The organism is Polyangiaceae bacterium, assembly GCA_020633235.1.
Taxonomy (GTDB): domain Bacteria; phylum Myxococcota_A; class Polyangia; order Polyangiales; family Polyangiaceae; genus JACKEA01.
In genome coordinates this window covers 875,404-894,283 of record JACKEA010000002.1, presented here as the reverse complement: position 1 = coordinate 894,283, position 18,880 = coordinate 875,404, and the positions used below count along the sequence as shown (strand labels likewise).

The 18,880-nt window shown below is 68.6% G+C and carries 14 protein-coding genes; 8 read left to right on the top strand and 6 right to left on the bottom strand.

What is annotated here, in order from left to right; genetic code table 11:
* Positions 1–43: 43 nt before the first annotated feature.
* Positions 44–1,243 carry an efflux RND transporter periplasmic adaptor subunit gene (locus tag H6717_14425; protein ID MCB9578217.1) on the top strand — a complete coding sequence of 400 codons (1,200 nt, stop codon included), beginning with the start codon at positions 44–46 and terminating at the stop codon, positions 1,241–1,243.
* Complete coding sequence (locus H6717_14420) at positions 1,240–4,602, top strand: efflux RND transporter permease subunit (GenBank protein ID MCB9578216.1); 3,363 nt, start codon at positions 1,240–1,242, stop codon at positions 4,600–4,602. Before H6717_14425 ends, H6717_14420 begins: the two co-directional genes overlap by 4 nt.
* A 3-nt stretch (positions 4,603–4,605) precedes the next feature.
* Here the strand turns inward: H6717_14420 and H6717_14415 are convergent, their stop codons facing one another.
* On the bottom strand, positions 4,606–5,166 hold the full coding sequence (locus H6717_14415; protein MCB9578215.1) for a hypothetical protein: 561 nt from the start codon (positions 5,164–5,166) through the stop codon (positions 4,606–4,608).
* A gap of 162 nt (positions 5,167–5,328) precedes the next feature.
* On the opposite strand from H6717_14415, the gene H6717_14410 reads away from it, so the two are divergent.
* Positions 5,329–6,141, top strand: coding sequence for a hypothetical protein (locus H6717_14410; GenBank protein MCB9578214.1), 813 nt, complete (start codon positions 5,329–5,331; stop codon positions 6,139–6,141).
* Here H6717_14410 and H6717_14405 read toward each other — a convergent pair.
* A complete protein-coding gene (locus H6717_14405; protein MCB9578213.1) occupies positions 6,111–6,947 on the bottom strand; it encodes an SGNH/GDSL hydrolase family protein in 837 nt (278 codons plus the stop codon). The two genes, H6717_14410 and H6717_14405, sit on opposite strands and share 31 nt — an antisense overlap.
* 67 nt (positions 6,948–7,014) lie before the next feature.
* On the opposite strand from H6717_14405, the gene H6717_14400 reads away from it, so the two are divergent.
* The 3 genes from H6717_14400 (at position 7,015) to H6717_14390 (ending at position 10,914) form a co-directional block, all read left to right on the top strand.
* The gene (locus tag H6717_14400; protein MCB9578212.1) at positions 7,015–7,722 is read left to right on the top strand and encodes a CDP-alcohol phosphatidyltransferase family protein; all 708 of its coding nucleotides are present in this window, start codon (positions 7,015–7,017) and stop codon (positions 7,720–7,722) included.
* Between the two features lie 269 nt (positions 7,723–7,991).
* The gene (locus tag H6717_14395) at positions 7,992–9,347 is read left to right on the top strand and encodes a DUF4178 domain-containing protein (protein ID MCB9578211.1); all 1,356 of its coding nucleotides are present in this window, start codon (positions 7,992–7,994) and stop codon (positions 9,345–9,347) included.
* Complete coding sequence (locus H6717_14390) at positions 9,289–10,914, top strand: hypothetical protein (GenBank protein ID MCB9578210.1); 1,626 nt, start codon at positions 9,289–9,291, stop codon at positions 10,912–10,914. The genes H6717_14395 and H6717_14390 overlap by 59 nt, the downstream gene beginning before the upstream one ends.
* A gap of 98 nt (positions 10,915–11,012) precedes the next feature.
* On the opposite strand, the gene H6717_14385 is transcribed toward H6717_14390, so the two are convergent.
* Positions 11,013–12,011: a hypothetical protein gene (locus H6717_14385; GenBank protein MCB9578209.1), complete on the bottom strand. Its 999-nt coding sequence runs from the start codon at positions 12,009–12,011 to the stop codon at positions 11,013–11,015.
* A 45-nt stretch (positions 12,012–12,056) separates the two neighbouring features.
* Entirely contained in the window at positions 12,057–12,581 is a 525-nt protein-coding gene (locus tag H6717_14380) for a hypothetical protein (protein ID MCB9578208.1), read from the bottom strand.
* Between the two features lie 91 nt (positions 12,582–12,672).
* Between H6717_14380 and H6717_14375 the strand changes: the two genes are divergently transcribed.
* Positions 12,673–14,337, top strand: a complete 1,665-nt coding sequence (locus H6717_14375; protein ID MCB9578207.1) for a glycerol-3-phosphate dehydrogenase/oxidase — start codon at positions 12,673–12,675, stop codon at positions 14,335–14,337.
* Positions 14,334–15,482: an FAD-dependent oxidoreductase gene (locus H6717_14370; protein ID MCB9578206.1), complete on the top strand. Its 1,149-nt coding sequence runs from the start codon at positions 14,334–14,336 to the stop codon at positions 15,480–15,482. The genes H6717_14375 and H6717_14370 overlap by 4 nt, the downstream gene beginning before the upstream one ends.
* Positions 15,483–15,516: 34 nt before the next feature.
* Here H6717_14370 and H6717_14365 read toward each other — a convergent pair whose 3' ends face one another.
* The gene (locus tag H6717_14365; GenBank protein MCB9578205.1) at positions 15,517–16,800 is read right to left on the bottom strand and encodes a cystathionine gamma-synthase family protein; all 1,284 of its coding nucleotides are present in this window, start codon (positions 16,798–16,800) and stop codon (positions 15,517–15,519) included.
* A gap of 72 nt (positions 16,801–16,872) precedes the next feature.
* The gene (locus H6717_14360) at positions 16,873–18,804 is read right to left on the bottom strand and encodes a c-type cytochrome (GenBank protein MCB9578204.1); all 1,932 of its coding nucleotides are present in this window, start codon (positions 18,802–18,804) and stop codon (positions 16,873–16,875) included.
* Positions 18,805–18,880: the final 76 nt, after the last annotated feature.

Below are 18,880 nucleotides of genomic sequence, written 5' to 3'. Positions count from 1 at the left end.
AGGATCAGGCTCTAACTGGACGAAAGGTGCGAGCGTGAGCGGCGTGGGCACGAAGATACTCCGAGCGGCCCTGCCGATCGCGGCGCTCTTGGTGGGCGTGGGGGTGTTGGTCGCGCTGGTGAAGACGCGACCGGAGCCGCAGAAGAAGGCACGCGACGAGCGCGGCGCGCTGGTGGAGGTGCAGAAGGTCGCCAGCGTTCGCGAGCGGCTGCGGGTGGTGGTGCAAGGCACCGTGGTGCCCGCGGAGCAGGTGATCCTGTCGCCGGAAGTGGCCGGGCGCGTGGTGTGGCAGAACGCCGAGCTGATCCCGGGCGGACGCTTCAAGAAGGGCGACACGCTGCTGCGCATCGATCCGCGGGACTACGCCCTCGCGGTGCGGCAGCAAAAGGCGAACGTAGACCGCGCGGCCCTCGAGCTCCGGCTCGAGCACTCACGGACCGAGATCGCGAAGCGTGAGTGGCAGATCATCGGCGAGGAAGGCAACGCCAGCGAGGAGGGCAAGGAGCTGGCGCTGCGCAAGCCACAGCTGGACGTCGCGCGGACCAATCTGGAGGCCGCCAAGAGCGCCAAGGCACAGGCTTCTTTGGCGGTGTCGAAGACGGTGCTGCGGGCGCCGTTCAACGGTTTCGTCAAGAGCGAGTCGGTGGACAAGGGCCAGCTGGTGTCGCCGCAGATGCAGCTGGCAACGCTGGTGGGGACCGATGCGTTCTGGGTGCAGGTGTCGATCCCCGTGGCACGCCTGGACGTGATCTCGGTGCCTGGCCTGAACGCCAAGGACGGTCAGGGCGCGGCCGTGAGCGTGGTGCAGGAAGTCGGCGAAAAGCGCATCGAGCGGAGCGGACGCGTGGTGCGGCTGTTGGGGGATCTCGATCCCGTGGGGCGCATGGCGCGGCTGCTGGTCGAGATTGACGACCCCATGGGGCTCGACAACGACGCCGGAGGATTGCCGCTCCTGTTGGGCGCCTTCGTGGAGGCGGCGATCGAGGCCCAGACCCTGACGGACGTGGTGGAGCTGCCGCGGCTGGCGCTTCGGGATGGCGACAGCGTGTACGTCGTGGACAAGGACGGTCGCCTCGCGGTGCGGACGGTGGAGGTGGCCTGGCGTCGAGAGCGGTCGGTGCTCGTGAAGAAGGGGCTGTCGGCCGGACAGGAAGTGATCGTCAGCCGCTTGCCGAGCGCGGTGCCCGGCATGCTGATCCGCAAGGCGCCTTCGAAGTCGGACACCGTGCTGGGCCGGCGATGAGCGACCACGAGCCGATGTCGAGCCCGCGCGGAAGCGGGCCGGCGGCCACGCGAGGCAAGGGCCCTCTGGCGTGGATGACGAAGAACGCCGTCGCCGCGAACTTGTTGATGCTGGTGTTCATCGTGGGCGGGCTTTTGACCCTGCCCAGCATCAAGCAAGAGGTGTTTCCCGAGTTCGAGCTCGACCTCGTGTTGGTGAGCGTGCCGTACCCGGGAGCCAGCCCCTCCGAGGTGGAGCAGGGCGTGGTGCTCGCGGTGGAGGAAGCGGTACGGGCCGTGGACGGCGTGAAGGAGGTGCGTTCCACGGCCTCCGAGGGCGCTGGCACGGTGGTGGTGGAGCTGCTCTTCGGGACCAACCCCGACCGCGCGCTGGCCGACGTGAAGAGCGCCGTGGATCGCATCACCAGCTTCCCAAAGGACGTGGAGCGCCCGGTGGTGAGCCTGGCGCTCGCGCGGCGCCAGGTGGTGAGCGTCGTGGTGCACGGGGATGCCAGCGAAAAGGCGCTTCGAGAGCTGGCCGAGCGCGTGCGGGACGACCTCCTGAACAGCGGCAAGATCACCCTGGTGGAGCTCTCCGGCGTGCGTCCCCCGGAGGTGAGCATCGAGGTGCCGCGGGAGGAGCTGCGTCGCTACGGCCTCACCCTGGACCAGGTGGCCCAGCGCGTGGGCGCGGCCAGCGTGGAGGTGCCCGGCGGCGGCGTGAAGACTCGCGGCGGCGAGGTGCTGCTGCGCACGGCGGAGCGGCGAGACCACGGTTCGGAGTTCGGCAGCATCGTGCTGCTGTCGCGGCCCGACGGTAGCGAGGTTCACGTCTCCGACATCGCGGAGGTGAAAGACGCCTTCCGCGACACGGACCAGGAAGCGTTCTTCGACGGCAAGCGTGCGGCCATGGTGAACGTTTTCCGCGTGGGGGACGAAACGCCGCTGGAGATTTCGGAGATCGTCAATCGCTACGTGGCGGAGCACAAGAGCGCGCTGCCACCCGGCGTGGAAATGAGCATCTGGTCCGACATCTCCGAGATCTACGCCGACCGTATCGATCTATTGCGACGCAACGCGAACCTCGGATTGATCCTGGTGCTCGGCGTGTTGGGGCTGTTCCTCGAGCTGCGCCTGGCGATGTGGGTGACGTTGGGCATCCCCATCTCGTTCATCGGGTCGCTGCTGTTCATGCCCGGGACGAACGCGTCGATCAACATGATCTCGCTGTTCGCCTTCATCGTGTGCTTGGGCATCGTGGTGGACGACGCCATCGTGGTGGGCGAGGCAGTTCACACCAAGAGAAGACAGGGCTTGCCGCCGCTTCAGGCAGCCATCGCGGGCGTTCGCGAGGTGGCGATGCCGGTGCTATTCGCGGTGCTCACCACGATCATCGCGTTCGCTCCCATGCTGTTCGTGCCGGGGCCGGCGGGGAAGTTCTTCCGCTTGATCCCCATCGTGGTGATCGCCGTGCTGGCGATCTCCCTGGTGGAGTCCCTGTTCGTGCTGCCGTCTCACTTGGCGCACCGGGGGGCCGCGGTGCTGGTGCCCACCGCCGCCATCGTGGCCGGGCTGATGTTCGGCATGCCCTACGGGCTGGGCTACGCCATCGGTCTCGGGCTCGGCACGCTGCTGGTGGGCGGGGTGCTCCTGCTGCTGCTCGGCAAGCTGGCCGAAGGCCGCGCATACAAGTGGATCGAGCGACAGCAGACACGCTTTTCACATTTCGTGGAGTGGCTCATCGAGCACACTTACGTGCCCGTGGTGCACAAGGCGCTCGATCGCCGCTACCTGACGCTGTGCATCGGCATCGCGCTGCTGCTCGGATCCTTCGGTCTGGTGGCGGGCGGCCGCATCAACTTCACCTTCATGCCCAAGGTGGAGAGCGACGTGATCGTCGGCTCCTTGGAGATGCCCTACGGCACGGCCGTCAGCGAGACACAGGCGGTCGCGGACCGGATGGTGAAGACCGCGCAGCAGATCCTCGCGGAGAAGGGCGGGGAGCACACCGTGGGTCGCGGCATCTTCTCCCAGGTGGGGGACAGTGGCTCCATGCGCGGCGGCCCCAGTGCCTCGGTGAAGACCGCCGGCGGCGGGCACCTGGCGGAGGTCGCGGTGTTCCTGGTGCCGCTCAAGGACCGCTCCTTCGGCTCCACCGAGTTCGCCCGGCTGTGGCGCGAACGGTTGGGGGAAATTCCGGGGGCGCGCACGCTCAAGTTCGGTTTCAGCACGGGCCCGAGCGCCGGCGCCGCAGTGGACATCGCCTTGTCGCACAAGGACCTGGACGTGCTCGAGGCCGCCGCCAATCGCCTCGCGGCGCGCCTGGCCGACTATTCCGGGGTGTATGACATCGACAACGGCTTTTCGCCGGGCAAGGAGCAGCTGGATCTGAAGCTCCGCCCCAGCGCGCGGGTGCTCGGCCTCACGGAAGCCGATCTCGCGCGCCAGATCCGATCCAGCTTCTTCGGGGCCGAGGCGGTGCGCCAGCAGCGGGGCCGGGACGAGCTCCGCGTTTACGTACGCCTGCCGGAGTCCGAGCGTCAGAGTGAGCACGACATCGAGGAGCTGCTCGTGCGCACTCCCGCCGGCGGAGAGATCCCGCTGTCGCAGGCCGCTGAAATCCACCGCGGCCGCTCCTACACGGCTATCAGCCGCAAGGACGGGCGGCGGGTGGTGCGCGTCACCGCAGAGGTCGACGAGAGCGCCGCCAACGCCACCAAGGTGGTGAAGGACGTGGAGGAAAACGTGTTGCCCGGGATCCTTCACGAGTTCGACGGGCTCAGCTACTCCTTGGAGGGCGAGCAGCGCTCCCAGGCGGAGACCATGGGCAGCCTGGGCAAGGGCTTCGCCTTCGCGATCATCGCGATCTTCGCCCTGTTGGCGGTGGCTTTCCGCAGCTACATCCAGCCGCTCATCATCATGGGCGTGATTCCTTTTGGTTTGGTCGGCGCGCTCATCGGCCACGTGGCAATGGGCTACGACCTGAGCCTGATGAGTCTGATGGGCATCGTGGCGCTGTCCGGCGTGGTGGTGAACGATTCCCTGATCTTGGTGGACGCCGCCAACGGCTTCAGGGACGGGGGCATGGCACGCCGCGAGGCGATCGTGGCCGGTGGTGCGCGGCGCTTCCGACCGATCTTGCTCACCAGCCTCACGACGTTCTTCGGCCTGACGCCGATGATCCTGGAGACCAGCGTTCAGGCGCGGTTTCTGATTCCGATGGCCATCAGCCTCGGTTTCGGCGTGCTGTTCGCGACCGGCATCACCTTGGTTCTGGTGCCCGCCGTGTACGCCATCGTGGACGACGTGAAGCGCGCTTGGGCCAAGCTCACGGGCTTCGTCGCGGGAGAGCGCCCGCACGAGCCCGCACCCGGCGAGTGAGCTTCACTCTTCGCTGATGGTGCAGTTGACCGGGCGGGCCACCAGCGCCGCGCCGGGCTCGCTCTGCCACTGCGCGCCCGGGTTCCAGCGCAGCTTGGGCGCGTCCAGGGAACCCACGAACTTCACTTCGCAGTCGGCCACGAAGCGCGCCAGCGTGGACGACTGCACGCCGGTGGGCGGCTCCCGATGCAGCCGCATGGCCATGTGCTTCTCCGCCCACAGCCCCGCTATGAGGATCAGCTTGTTGTCCGGCCAGGTGCGGTACGGCTGAATCACGTTCTGGTTGTTGTCGTCCGCCGGTGCGCTGGGATCCGCCGGCCACGCGTCCGTCTCGGACTTGTAGGCGCAATGGGCGCCGTCTATCGGCTTGTCCGCGGCGCAGGAGAGCAGGTTCGAGTCCGCCGTGATCAGCGTGACCTTCACCGTGCTGGTCTTGCCCACGCCCCAGGTGGCCGGGTCCGAGCCCTTGGGCTCCGGCGGCGTGATCAGGTTCGCCAGCGGCGAGAACGGGATGATGACCATGGCTCCGAGCAGAGCGGCGGCGATCCAGAACCGTCCGCTCACGACGGGAGCGGGCTCGGGCGCTCGACGCCGGGTTGGGGCGGCACGCCGTTCAGCGGTAGTGGCCATGGGCCGTGGCTATTAGCGCAATCCGGGCGACGTGTCAGCTTGCGAGAAATGGCGGGATTTGGCCGCGAGCGAAAGTCCGTTAGGCTGGGCGGCCTGGTGAGCGAAAATCCACACTCGGCAGCGGCGGAGCTTCGGAGCTACGTCTGGCAGCGCTACGACCGGCGCAGCCTGTGGGCGCTCGGGGCGCTGGTCTTGACCGGCGGCGTGGTGGGCTACCGCTGGAGCGACCTGCTGGACGCCAACGGCACCATGGACTGGCTGCTCACCGGGATCTGGGTGGGCATGGCGGCGCTCCTCGCGTGGAACGTGTCTGCTCGACGAGATCTCCTGCTCTTGGCAGTCGGGCTGGCGGGCGGCGGGCTCATCGAGTGGTGGGGCACCACCTCCCAGGTGTGGCGCTATTTCACCGACGAGCGGCCTCCGCTGTGGATCCTGCCGGCGTGGCCCGTCGCCGCCCTCACGGCGGAGCGCATGGCGCTGATGCTCGATCACGGCATCTCCGTCATCGAGCGGCGCCGTGGGCGCCTGTCGGAGCGGGTGTTCACGGTGCTGTACTGGCTCGTGCTCCCCGGCTTCGTGGCGGGCATGGCGTGGTTCGTGTGGCCCACCGTGCACGTCACGTCGACGCGGGCCGTGCTGCTGCTGATGGTCACCCTCACGCTGCTCGGTCGCGAGCACCGTCGCGACGTCACGGTTTTCGCCGCGGGTGCGGGGCTCGGCATCTTTCTCGAGTACTGGGGCACCAGCCGTCAGTGTTGGATCTACTACACCCACGAGGTGCCGCCGCTGATGGCAGTATTGGCCCACGGCTTCGCGGCGATCGCCTTCGTGCGGGGCGCGGACCTGTGCGAGCGCGTGTTCGGTCGCGTGTTTCCCCGCTACAAGCAGCTCGAGAACACCTGCTCGTAGAGCGCCTGCCCCAGCTTTTCGTGACCGCCCTTGCCGAAGTGCAGGCCATCGTGGATGGCGTGCTGGTAGTCGGGGCACAGCTTCTCGGGATCGCCGCAAGAAAGCAGCGCGTAGGCGTCCACCACGTAGTCCACGGCGCCGGCGTCCGGCTGGGCGCGGATCCAGTCGTTGAGCTCATGGGTGGTGCGGGAGCGGGATTCGTTGAAGTACTTCTTGAATCCGCCCCAGGGCGCCACGGTGATGGCGACCACCTTGGCGCCGTGCTTCTTGGCGATCTCGTACATGGCCGACAGATCCGTCTCGACCTTGGCGGGCGTACGCCCCGCCGTGAGGTCGCTGTACAGATCGTTCACGCCGCCGAACACCACCAGGTGGGTGTAGGGCTTCGCCGGTGCGCCGCCGGCGGGATACACGTCGCGCAGGAAGCGGCGGTGCATCTGGTTGACCATGTCGCCGCCCTTGCCGAAGTTGTCGAAGGTGCTCTTCGGGCACTTCTTGCGCAGGTAGGGGACATACAGGCCACTGCCGTTCTTCTCGTCGGTGAGGGAGTCGCCGATCAGCGCCACCGTCACGGCGCGTTTCGGTTCCGGTGGCGGCTCGGCGCTCGGCTCCGGCGCGGCGCTCGGCTCCGGCGCGGCGGGCTCGCTCGGGGGCGTCGGCGTTGGGCGAGGGGCCGCGGACGCCACCGATGGAGCCGCCACGGGTGGCGGCGCGTTTCCGCAGCGCGCCAAGAGCAGGGCGCCGAACAGCAGCGCGACGACGAGGGTCGCGCTGGAGGACGGCAGGCCGAAACGCTCAGAGCTCATGGCGACGGCATCGTAGCACTTCGATCGATGGAACCGGTGCGAGCGGACTGGTGTAACGTGCGCGCCGATGGGCGCCATCGCCGAGGTCTACCAACAGACGCGCAAGCGACCGGACCTGTTTTGGAACACGTACGTATGCCGTCCCCTCGCCGCCGTGGTGGTGGTGGCCGTCAGAAACACCCGCGTGACGCCCAATCAGATCACGCTCTCGGCGCTGTGGGTGGCCAGCGCCGCGGCGGCCATGTTCGTGGCGGTTCCCGGCTACTGGGGCCTGCTCCTCGGCGCCATCGTCTTCGAGCTGTCTTACGTGCTCGACTGCGCCGACGGCATGCTGGCGCGGCTCCGCGGCGTGCAGTCCCAGGGCGGCCATCTGCTCGACTTCCTGATGGACGAGATCAAGGCCTTCATCCTGCTCGCCGCCGTGGCCGTGCGCCTGTGGCGTGAGCACGGTCAGGTCGTCTACTTGCTGCTCGGCCTGGGGGGCTTGGTGGTGCTGTCCACCGGCATTGCCATCACCACCTTTCAGCGACGACCCGAGATCGCGGGGCCGCCCCCCGCCGCGGGAGCCGCGGCGAGGAAGAAGCAGAGCCTGCTCCGCCGTGCCGTGGGTCTGGCGGAAGGCGTTGCCAAGTTCCTGATCCACTATCCTTCGTACATCTTGTACGCGGCCATCGCCGGCCACATCGAGCTCTACTTCTTCCCTTACATCGCCGTGAACGCCGCCTACGCCCTCAAGTCCGTGGCGTGGGTCAGCCTCAAGTTCGGCCGCAGCTGATTGTTGGTTCGGCGCGATGCCCGTCGCGGACGCTCGGACGCGCCGAAAGCGCGGTTTCGACGCGGTGAACGCGACGTTGGCGACCGCCGCCAGCAGAGCCTGCGATTGCCACGTGCCGCAGGGGGGTAGCAGGCGCGCCGACACTCTGTGTTAGAGTCGCCCGACTCTTCATGGCGGTTGCACAGGGGACTTGTCCGGGCTGCGGAGCACCGATCGAATTCGGTGTCGGCTCGTCGATCGCGAAGGTCTGCGAATACTGCAGAACCACCGTGGTGCGCTCGGACCGGGGTCTCGAGAACCTGGGCAAGGTCGCCGACCTGGCGATGACGCCCTCGCTGATCGCCGTGGGCGACCAGGGCACCCTGGGGGGCCGGCCCTTCGAGGTGCTGGGCCGGGTGCAGCTGGATCACGGCAAGGGCCCCTGGGACGAGTACTACGTCGGCTTCGACTACGGCCAGGCTTGGGGTTGGCTCGCCTACGCCCAGGGCCACTGGTACGTGACGCAGCAGATGCCGGGCCTCGGCATCCCACCCTACGGCTCGCTGCGCCCGGAGCTCGACGTGCCCCTCGGGCAGAGCGGGAACTTCCGCGTCGCGGAGGTGAAGAGCGGCACCATCGTCAGCGCCGAGGGCGAGCTGCCAGAGCGTTTCCCGCCCGGGTTCACCCGCTACTACGCGGACTGCTACGGACAGAACAACGCGTTCGCCACGCTGGACTACGGCGACAACAGCGGCAGCTACAGCGTGTTCGTCGGCTGGGTGTTCGACGAGCCGCAGATGCAGGTCACCGAGCTCGGCCCGCGCAGCGCACAGAAGATCAAGACCCAGAACATCAAGTGTCCGAGCTGCGGCGGCGACATCCCCAAGCTCGCGGGGGATCGCGCCGAGCGCGTCGGTTGCCCCTTCTGCGGCGCGGTGAGCGACATCGCGCTGCAGCAGGTCGTGGCGCAGCAAGAACGCGCCATGACGATGCCGGACATCCCCATCGGGGCGCGCGGCAACTTCGAAGGCATCGAGTACGTGTGCATCGCCTACGTGCGGCGAAGCTCCAACTTCGAGGGTGAGCGCTACACCTGGGAAGAGTACCTGCTCTGGAGCCAGCCCGTGGGCTACCGCTGGCTGGTGAAGGATCCGGAGACGGGTTGGAGCTGGGTCTCGGAGGTGAACCTGGCGGATCTGGATCTGTCCAGCATGCCGAGCCAGGTGCGCTGGGGTGGGCGCTCCTTCTCCCAGCGGAACACCAACATGGCTCGCGTGGACTACGTCCTCGGCGAGGTCTACTGGAAGTGCGAGGTCGGCGAAGAGACCTACGTCTCGGACTACGTGAACGGCAACGACGTCGTCTCGCGGGAGGAGGGCGAAGGCGAAGTGCGCTGGAGCCACTCCGCCGCCATACCCTGGGCCGTGATCGCCGGCGCCTTCGGTCTGCCGGTGCAGAGTGCCGGGGCGATGACGGGCGGCGGCACCGGGGGCGGCGCCAGCGGCTGCGCGTCCACCGGGCTCATCTTGATCATCGTGGCGATGGTCCTGCTCATCTGCATGCTCGGTGCGTGCGGCTCGTGCGCCGGTGGCGGCGGCTCGAGCGGGTACCGCGGTGGATCCGGCATCTACACCGGCGGCAAGTGAGCCCAAGCCGCCCCCGGGCTACGTCCAAGTCGAGCGCGCCCCCGCGCCCGCCAGCGTAGCGCTGCCCGTCGCCGCCTTCGTGGTGCTGGGCGCCGCGGCCGCCGTCGCGCAGGTGAACGAGGTCGTGGTGCGACAGCCTCAGCTGTACCTGGTGAGCGGCACCTCGCCGGGCACCGGGGTCGCGGCGCTCGCCGCGCTGGCGGGTGCCGCCGCCGGGCTGCTGCTCCCCGCGGGCAAAGACGCGCGCTCGCGCCTCGGCTTTCTCGTCGCTGCCGCGGCTTCGGTGCTCGCGCTCTCCGGTGCGGCGTGGTTCTTCGCCTTCGGTCGCGGCATCACGCTGTGGCTCCCGGCCACCGCGCTCCCGTTTCTCGTCGCCGCGCTGGTGACGCATGCGGCGAAGCTCGCGCGCGCCGCCCTCGGCGTCGCCGTCGCTCGCCTCGGTGTGCTCGAGTACTTGCTCTCGCCGTTTCGTCTGCTGGGCATCGCCGTGGTGCTCGGCGCGGCTGCCAGCGCCGAGGCCACCGTGGGTCCCCTGCGCGCGGGTGCGCTCTTGGGCATGGCCACCGCCGCCCTTTCGGGCTTCTGTCCGTCGCTGTTCGCCTTCGTGGACGGCCAGCCGATCGCCGCGCCGCGAGCGACGCGCTGGACGGCGGCCAGCGCGCTGCTCCTGGGCGGTGGGCTGTTGGCAGCGAGCCAGCGCTGGGTGCCGGTGGGCTCGGTGCCGTCCTTCGTCAACACCGTGATCTACGCCGAGCAGGGCGAACGGCAGAGCCTGATGGTCACCTCCGGACAAGACGCCCTCGAGCTGTTCGTGGACGGCCGCTTGAAAGTGAGCATGGTGGATCAACGCCGCTATTTCGAGGCGCTGGTGCAGCCGGTGCTCGCCGCCAGCGAGCGTCACGACCGCGTGCTGCTCATCGGGGGTGGCAGCGGCATGGCGGAGCGTGAGCTGTTGCGCCACGACGACGTGGGTCAGATCACCGTGGTGCTGCTGGACGACGCCTTGCCGCGCCTGGCTCGCCGCCTGCGCTGGACCCGGGAGCTGTCCGAAGGCGCCCTCGCTTCGCCCAAGCTGCGCTTCGTCGAGAACGAAGGCATCGTGTGGCTTTCGGACAACGACGAGCGCTTCGACGTCATCGTGGTGGATCTGCCGGACCCCCTCGACTACCTCGACGCCAAGAGCTACAGCGTGCACTTCTATCGGCTGCTCGCGCGCCACCTCGCGCCCGGGGGAGTGGCCGCCGTACAGGCCACCAGCGCGTTCTATTCACCGCGCACCTTCGACGCCATTCGCGCCAGCATGAACGCCGCGGGCCTTTCCACCCGCGAGTACCACGCGCCAGTGCCCACCTTTGGCGACTGGGGCTTCATCCTCGGGCGCGGCGACGGCGTCGTTCCTCGCATCGATGCCGAACGCCTCTCGCCATGGCTGCACGGCGTCACGGTACAGGAGCTCGAGCTGCTGCCGCCGGACGTGCAGCCGCCGGAGCCTTCTCCGGAGAACCTGCTCTACGACATGAGCATGGTCGAGATCTTCGCCGAAGAGCGCCACGAAGCCGGCCTCTGACGTTCGCTGCCCGACGGGGTTCGCGCCGAACCAACAAACTCTGCTTCATGGGCAGTCTTCTGTTGTCGGTGCGGCGCGGTAACGTCGCGCGGGCGTCGTCACTCGGCGTCGCTGCGCGCCTCTTCCAAGGCCTCCGCGACCATCGCGGACAGCTCGTCCTGGGAGGCGTCGCGTCGCGCGCTCTTGCGCTGCACCGGCATGGTCGAAAGCACGCTCTCGAGCTCGTCCAGGGACAGCTCGTCGGGCACGGCGTCGGAGATCTTCTTCTTCTTGCCCAGGCCCAAGGTGCGGAGCAGCCAAGGCGTGGCTTCTTCCAGCGTGGCGCCGTTCTCTGCAACACGCTCCGGAGCGCTTCGCAGGCGCTCCAACAGCTTGGGGTTCGAGGCCACGAGCTCCCGCGCTTCCTTGAACAGCGCGGCTTGCGTCGTTTCGAGCTCCTTTGCCACGCCCTTGGTCGACTGCTCGTGCACGCCGGCGGAGAGCGCCGTGAGCACCGCGAGCTCGGGGCAGGAGAGTTTGGTGACCTGCGCCACCGACGGGCCGCCGCAGCTCTTCTGGTAGATGTAGGAGCCGGCGAGCAACAGCACGCCGAAGCCCAAGCCCACGCCGGCGATGTCGATGCTGGCTTCCACGGGCTCCGGCAGGGGCTCGTCGTCGGCTCGCGTCTCGAACAAGAAGATGGCGGCGAGGGAGCGCGCCACGTTGGTGGTGAGCACCACCGGATGGCCGAGCTCCGCGGCGGGGATCTGCAGCCACCAGGTCTCGCCTTCGTCCACCACGCGTGCGTCGGAGGTCGGGCCGGGTACGGCGCAGCCGCCGCTGCCACAGCCGCCGGTGCCGCAGCTGCCGCCTTCTTCCTCCTGGGGCTCGGCGCCGAGGATCCGCGTCTTGATCGGGATGTCGGCCATGCCTGCGTGGCGCTGCATGCGGCGCACCAGCTTCTTCGCGCTCTTTTCGTCACCCGTGAAGCGGTCCGGGAAGAACTCCGCCGTGGGCAGCACCAGCGGGCGTTCCCCGAGCTCGCCGCCCAGGCGAGCCATGAGGTCGGCGTAGCGCGCGATCAGCTCTCGTTGCAGGGATCCGGTCGGCAGCTCCATGTCGCAAGCCTGGCAGAGCCGGCCCGCGCTGGCCAGTGAGCCGTGTCAGTCCTCGTTGTTCCGCGGCGCCCGGACCCGGCTCTTGTCCAGGTCTCCCCGGCGGACCCGCTCGAGCTCGGCCAGCCGGGTGATGACGCCGCGGCTCACGATCTCGAGCACGTGCTCCACCACGTGGTTTCGCTTGCGCGGGTCGCCACCGAAGGAAATGTGGCTCTTCGCGGACTTGCCACCGGGCAGCCGGCCCACCGCCGTGCAGCTGACGCGGAGCACGTCGTCGTGCTTCTCGAGCTTCAGGGTGGTCACCGCGAAGCGGTACTCGATGGTGTTGTTTCGGCCGGCGCCCCACTCCACCCGCCGCACGTGCTTCTCCAGCATCCGACGCAGACGTTTCTTGAAGTAGCGGGCCCCGGCGACCTCGGTCGGGAAGTCGAGTCGGTCGAGCTTCACCGTGGGCCGGCCGCGGCGGCTGGACAGCTCCTCGGCGCTCGGTTTGGCGTGAGCGGGGGCGGTCGGCGCGCTGGCCGCGGCGAGCACCGCGACGACCCCCAGCAGTCGTAGGCCTCGCAACATGGGCGGAGGGTATGAAACCCGGTCCGGGCCGGCCAAATCCTCGGCGAAGCAGAGGCAATTTTCCTCAAAGCCTGCTAAGCCCGTTGCCGCCATGGGACTCTCGGCCGACCCCGGACGCCCCGACGTCGATGTCGTCGTCATCGGCGGCGGCGTGAACGGCACGGGGGTCGCGCGGGACCTCGCCTTGCGCGGCCTGCGGGTCGCCCTGTTCGAGCGCAACGACATTGCCTTCGGTGCCAGCGGCAACTCCAGCGGGATGATCCACGGTGGGCCCCGCTACCTCACCTACGACCCCGACGTGACCTACACGTCGTGCCTGGACTCGGGGCACATCCAGCACATCGCGCCCCACCTCCTGTTTCGCATTCCGTTCCTGGTGCCCATCTACCGTTCGAAGATCGGGTCACGGTTGGCGCTGGACGGATACGACGCCTTCTTCGATCTGTACGACAAGTACCAGCCCCTCAAGCACGGCAAGCCTCACGTGCGGCTGAGTGCGGGAGATCTGACGGAGCTCGAGCCCGGCCTGGTGGCGGACGCCGAGGGCGGCGTGTCCTTCGACGAGTGGGGCATCGACGGCGCCCGGCTCTGCATCGGCAGCGCCGTGGACGCCATCGAGCACGGCGCGGAGGTCTTCGTCCACACCACCGTCACGGACATCGTCAAGAACGGCGACGGCACCGTGGGCGGCGTGCGCTGGCGGGATCGGGAGACCGGCCGCACGGGGACCACCAGCGCCAAGGTGGTGGTGAACGCCACCGGCGCGTGGTCTCCGGTGACGGCCACCTTGGCGGGGCTGTCCCCCAAGGCGGCGCGCATCCGCCCGGGCAAGGGCATTCACGTGTTCCTCGACCGGCGTCTGACCAACTACGCCATCGTGGCCACCGCCATCGACGGTCGCCAGGTGTTCCTCTTGCCCTGGCAGAACATGAGCGTGCTGGGCACCACGGACGACGACTACTACGGCGATCTGGACGAGGTGATCGCGACCGGCGACGAGGTCCGCTATCTCACCCAGGCCGTGGAGCGCGTGTTCCCCGCCGTGCGGGAGGCCCGAGCCATCGGTACTTGGGGCGGCGTTCGGCCCACGCTGTGGGGCTGGGGCGTGAACGAAGACAAGCTGTCTCGGGAGCACGAGATCGTCGACCACGCCGCCGATGGCTCCGACGGGCTCTACTCCATGATTGGCGGAAAGCTCGCGAGCTATCGCATCTTCTCCGAGGAGATGAGCGACGTCGTGGCCAAGCGGCTGGGCAACACGCAAAAGACGCGGACGCACCTGTCGCCGTTGCCGGGCGGGGATCGCGTGATCGATCCGCTGAGCTTGTGCAACGGATCGCGGCTCGACCCCATGAGCGCGGTTCGCCTCGAGTACCGCCACGGTAGCCGGGCGGAGCGCGTGGTGGAGCGCATCGCACGAAACCCTCGCGAGGCGCGGGTAGTGTGCGAGTGCGAACCGGTGACGGAGGCGGAAATCCGCTACGTGGTGGAGCACGAGCTGGCGCGCAGCGTGGACGATGTGTCGCGCCGCACGCGCCTCGGCCTGGGCTCCTGCGGCGGCATGCGCTGCGCGCTGCGCGCCGGAGCCGTGGTGGCGGACGCTCGGGGGCTGTCGCCGCGGGAGGGCCAGCGCTCCGCCCTCGAGTTCATCGACGGCGCCGTCAAACGCCGGCTCTCCGTGGTGGGCCCCGAGCAAGCGCGACAAGAAGCGCTGGCGCGCGCAGTGCTGGCGGCGGAAGTGGGAGCCGAGGAGTGAACGTCGTCGTCATCGGCGGCGGCATCGCGGGCGTCGCGGCGGCCTGGGCCGCTGCGACCGCCGGCGCCAGCGTGCATCTGTTTCGCGACCGACCCGGCGCCAGCGCGCTGCAGTGTGGCGCGCTGGACTCGGAGCCTTGGCACCAGGCGCACGAACGCGAGATCGACGGCCACGTCGTGTCCTTCGCGGCGGCGCTCGGCATCTGGCGTCTGGGCTCGGACTTCGAGCGGGTGGTGACGCAAAACGGCGTCGTGCGCGGTGCGCGGGGTAGCGACACGGCGCTGCTCGACGTCACACCCCTGGCCGGCAAGTCCGTGGCGGTGCTCGACGTCCCCACGCGGCGCTTCGATGCCCGCCTTTTGGCCCTCGCCGCCAGCGAGAGCGACTGGGCTCTTGACACCAACACGCACTTCGTGGCCGTGGAGGTGAGCGACGCGCTCACGGCTGCGGAGCTGGACTACGGCGACTGGGATCTCGCCCACCAGTTCGACGATCCCGCGCGCATGGACGCCCTCGCGGAGCGCCTCGCCCAGCACCGCGGGGAGCACGCCGGCTGGCTCCTCGGCCCCTGGCTCGGGACCGAGGCGGGCGCGGCGGAGCGCCTGCGGGAGCGCCTCGGAGTGCCCGTTGGCGAGACCACTTCGGAGCCCGGCGGCGCGGCCGGTGCGCGCTTCGAAGCGGCCCGGGACCGGCTCCTCGGCGAGCTCGGCGTGGACGTCACAGGTGCGCGGGTCGGCAAGATCACCCGCAGCGCGGATGGCTTGGTCGTGAGTCACGGCGGCACTTCCCTGCCGGCGGACGCGGTGGTGCTCGCGACCGGTGGCATCGCCGTCGGTGGCATTCGTCTGGACGCGGCGCGCCCGGAGCATCCCGGCGGCGCGTGCTTTCACCCGAGCGTGGACGCCGAGCTCTTTCTCGAGCTCGCGGGAGAGAGCGTGGAGCGCGTCTCCACGCTCCATGGCGTGGACTTCACCGCCGTCGGGCTGGCCGCGCTCGAAAATGTCGGCGTCGCCACTTCCGATGGCGTCGCCGCTCTTGGCCACGACAAGCTGTTCGTCGCCGGGGACGCCGTTGCGGATCGTCCGCGCACCGCGCTGGAGGCGGCCCGCGCCGGCATCGTCGCGGGGCGCCGCGCGGCGCGCTGAGCGGTCGCGCCGTTTCCGCGCCGCAGCGACAAAATCAAACGGCGTCGAGAGCTTGGGAAATGTCGGCGATGAGATCGTCCGGATGTTCCACGCCGATGCTCAAGCGCACCATGGATTCAGTGATGCCCATGCGCGCGCGCTCGTCCGGCGGAATGTCGGAGTGAGTCATGCTCGCCGGGTGCTCGGCCAGGGATTCCGTTCCGCCCAGGCTCACCGCCAGGTGAAACAGCTGGAGCGCGTTCAAGAAGCGAAACGCTTCTGCTTCTCCACCGCACAGCTCGAAGCTGACCATGCCTCCCGGAGCCAGGCACTGGCGGCGATACAAGGCATGATCCGGATCGTCTTCCGACAGGTGCCCGAGGTAATGCACGCGCTCCACCTTCGGGTGATCGGCGAGATAGTCCGCGACGTAGCGCGCGTTCTTCATCTCGCTGGTCATGCGCAACTTCAGCGTTTCCAGGCTGCGAAGCAGGAGCCAGCCCGTCCACGGTCCACACATGGTGCCCAGGAACGTGCGCATGGCGCGCACCTCTTGCATCAGATCCGCGGGACCCAGGCACACGCCGGCGATCACGTCGCTGTGGCCGCCGATGTACTTGGTGGCGGAATACAGCACCAGGTCGGCGCCGTGCTTGAGCGGGTGCTGCCACAGCGGTCCCAAGAACGTGTTGTCCACGGCCACCAGTGCGCGGCGCTCGGCGTTTCCATGGCGCTGGGCGATGGCCTTGCACGCCGCGATGTCCACCAACGCGTTGGTGGGGTTCGCCGGCGTCTCGATGAAAATGGCCCGCAGGCGGTCCGCCTTGCCCGAGGCCACGAGCTTCTGCTCGATCTCGTCGGGGGAGGCGCCGGCCACGAAGCCCACCGGCTCGATCCCGAAGCGCGTGAGCACGTGCTTGAGCAGGTAGTCGGTGCCGCCGTATAGCGGCTCGCTGTGTAGGACGACGTCCCCGGGAATGCACAGCGCCAAGAGCGCAGTGCTGATCGCCGCCATGCCGGATTCGAACACGGCGCACGCTTCGGCGTCGTCCCACAGCGTGAGGCGATCTTCCAGGATTTCGAGATCCGGATTGTTCAAGCGCGAGTAGATGAGCCCCAGGCTCTCCGTGGGGCGCGGCGCGCGCAGGCCGTACGCCAGCTCGAAGAAGGCCTTGCCCTCCTCCGCGCTCTTGAACACGAAGGTGGAGGTCTGAAAGATGGGGCACTTGAGCGCGCCCTCGCTGAGCGCCGGCTTGTAGCCGTAGCTCGTCATCAGACTCTCGGGTCGGAGCGGGTGCGACCCGATGAAGGCTTCCGGCTTCCTCGGCGGCTTGGGCATGCCTTGGAGTCTAATCAGCGTGGCGGCGGCGGACTGCCGCGCGAGAACCACGCATGATCGATCCCAGGTGGTTCAGTAGTTGCCGCTGGCGGCGTTGCTCACGTTGATCTTGGTGGTGGGCGTCACCACCCAGTCGCCCTCGATGCGCTGGACCTCTTTCAGCGTCGCGTCGTCGTACACGATGATGGAGCCTGGCTTGTCCCAGCCGGAGACCCAGACCTCCTTGCCGTCGGCGCTGTAGGCGAAGTCCAGCACGCGGCCGCTTTCTCGGGGCTTCCAGCACTTCTCGACCTTGCCGCTCTTCTTGCTGATCACGCACACCTGCCGCGTCAGCTCTGCCTTGCGGTTAGCGGGCGAATCCACCCACACCCAGGGGGAGGCCGGGTGAGTGCGAACGTCGAGCCCGCCGGCGGCCACGCCGCTGACCTCGTACACGGGCTTCCAGGCCTTGGCCGGCTGCTTCTCGGGATCCGCGCCGTACACCAACAGCTTGGCGTCCGCGATGTGCGGCGTCGCGTTCACCCAGCCGGCTTTCGGGTCCTCCCAGTTGGCGCCGGTGCCCGGGTGCGGCACCGCACCGGTGCTGACGGTCGTCACCCGCGTGTGCTCTTTCAGGTCCACCACCACCAGCTCGTTCTTGGCGGGGGCGGGTGCGATGAAATACCGGCCGCTGTGATCCAGCCCCCCATCCAAAATGCCCGGGGCGGCGTCGATGGACGCGACCAGCGGAAAGTCCTTCTGCTTGTAGTCCACCACCCCGACCTTGCCGGACTCCATCAGCGTCATGGCCCAGATCGGGTCACTCCCCGGCGCCACCACCGAGCCGACGCGGACCTGATCGACCTTGCCGCCCTCGGGCAGCACGCTGCCCACGTACTTCGCTTCCAAAGTGGCGCCATCGAACACCACGTACTGCGGCGGCCAGTAGCAGCCCTCGACGAGGAGCTTGTCGCCGAAGCCCTTGGCTCGGCTCGGAGCGATGCTCCGGGCGTCAAAGCAGCCCCGCGCTTGCGCCGCCACCGAGGGAGGATCCGTCCACAGATCCACCAGCGTGATGCGGCCGTCGCGCCCCAGCGCGTAGAGGTAGCGCCCGGAGGCAGAGGCCGCGAGCGTATCCACCGTGAAGCCCGCTTGAATCAGCGTCAGCTTCTCCTTGGTGTCACCGTCGATGATGGCGACCTCGCCCTGATCTCGCATCACCACCGCGAAGAAGTTCTTCCAGTTCTTCCTGTGAGAGGGGGTGTTGGCCCGCCGCGGAAGCGGCACTTTCAGGACGTGGGATTTCGCGATTTCCTCGAGCGGCAACGCCGGCGGCGCGGGTGGCGGCATTTGCAGGTACTGCGCCAGCAGGTCCACCTCCGTCGTGGACAAGATGCCGAGCTCGCCCCACGCGGGCATGCCACCCGGGCGTCCGTGGTTCAACGTCGCGCGCAGGATCACGCTGCCGAGCTCGCGCGTGCGATCGGGCGTGAGCTTCGGTCCCGTGGCGCCCTGGCGCGTCGCTCCGTGACAACCCGCACATCGATCGAAATAGATCGACTTGGCTTTGTCGAAGTCAGCGCCCGTCAGGGTGCGCGGCGGCTCCTTCGGCGGCTGATATCCGCCGGTCGCGCTGGCGTAGTCCAAGAACGCCACCAGCTCTCGGATCTGCGGATCGCTGAGACCGAAGTTGGGCATGATCACGTTGCCGAACTTGGCGGACAGCTCCTTGCCCACGTGATCCGACTCGCCCATGCTGACCGGATCCCGGAGCCAGCTCTCCAGCCACTTGGTCGTGCGTCGGTGGGTCACGCCCCGGAGGTCGGGACCCGTGCGGTCGCCCTGGCCGATGGTGTGGCAGGCGACGCATTTTTGCTCGAAGGTGGTCCGGCCGGCCTTGACCTCGGCCGTTTCCTTGGGCGCGGCGGCCTCGGGCTTCCCGGCCTTCGGATCGGACTTGTCACAGGCTGAGGCGAGCGCCAGCGAGACCATCACGGCCGCCGGAACCGAGAGCGCGAATCGCATGGCAGCCGCATGGTGCCCGAAAGGCGCCGGGTGGGACAACGAGAACCGCAAGGCCGGGCGTTGCGAACGGCCCTTT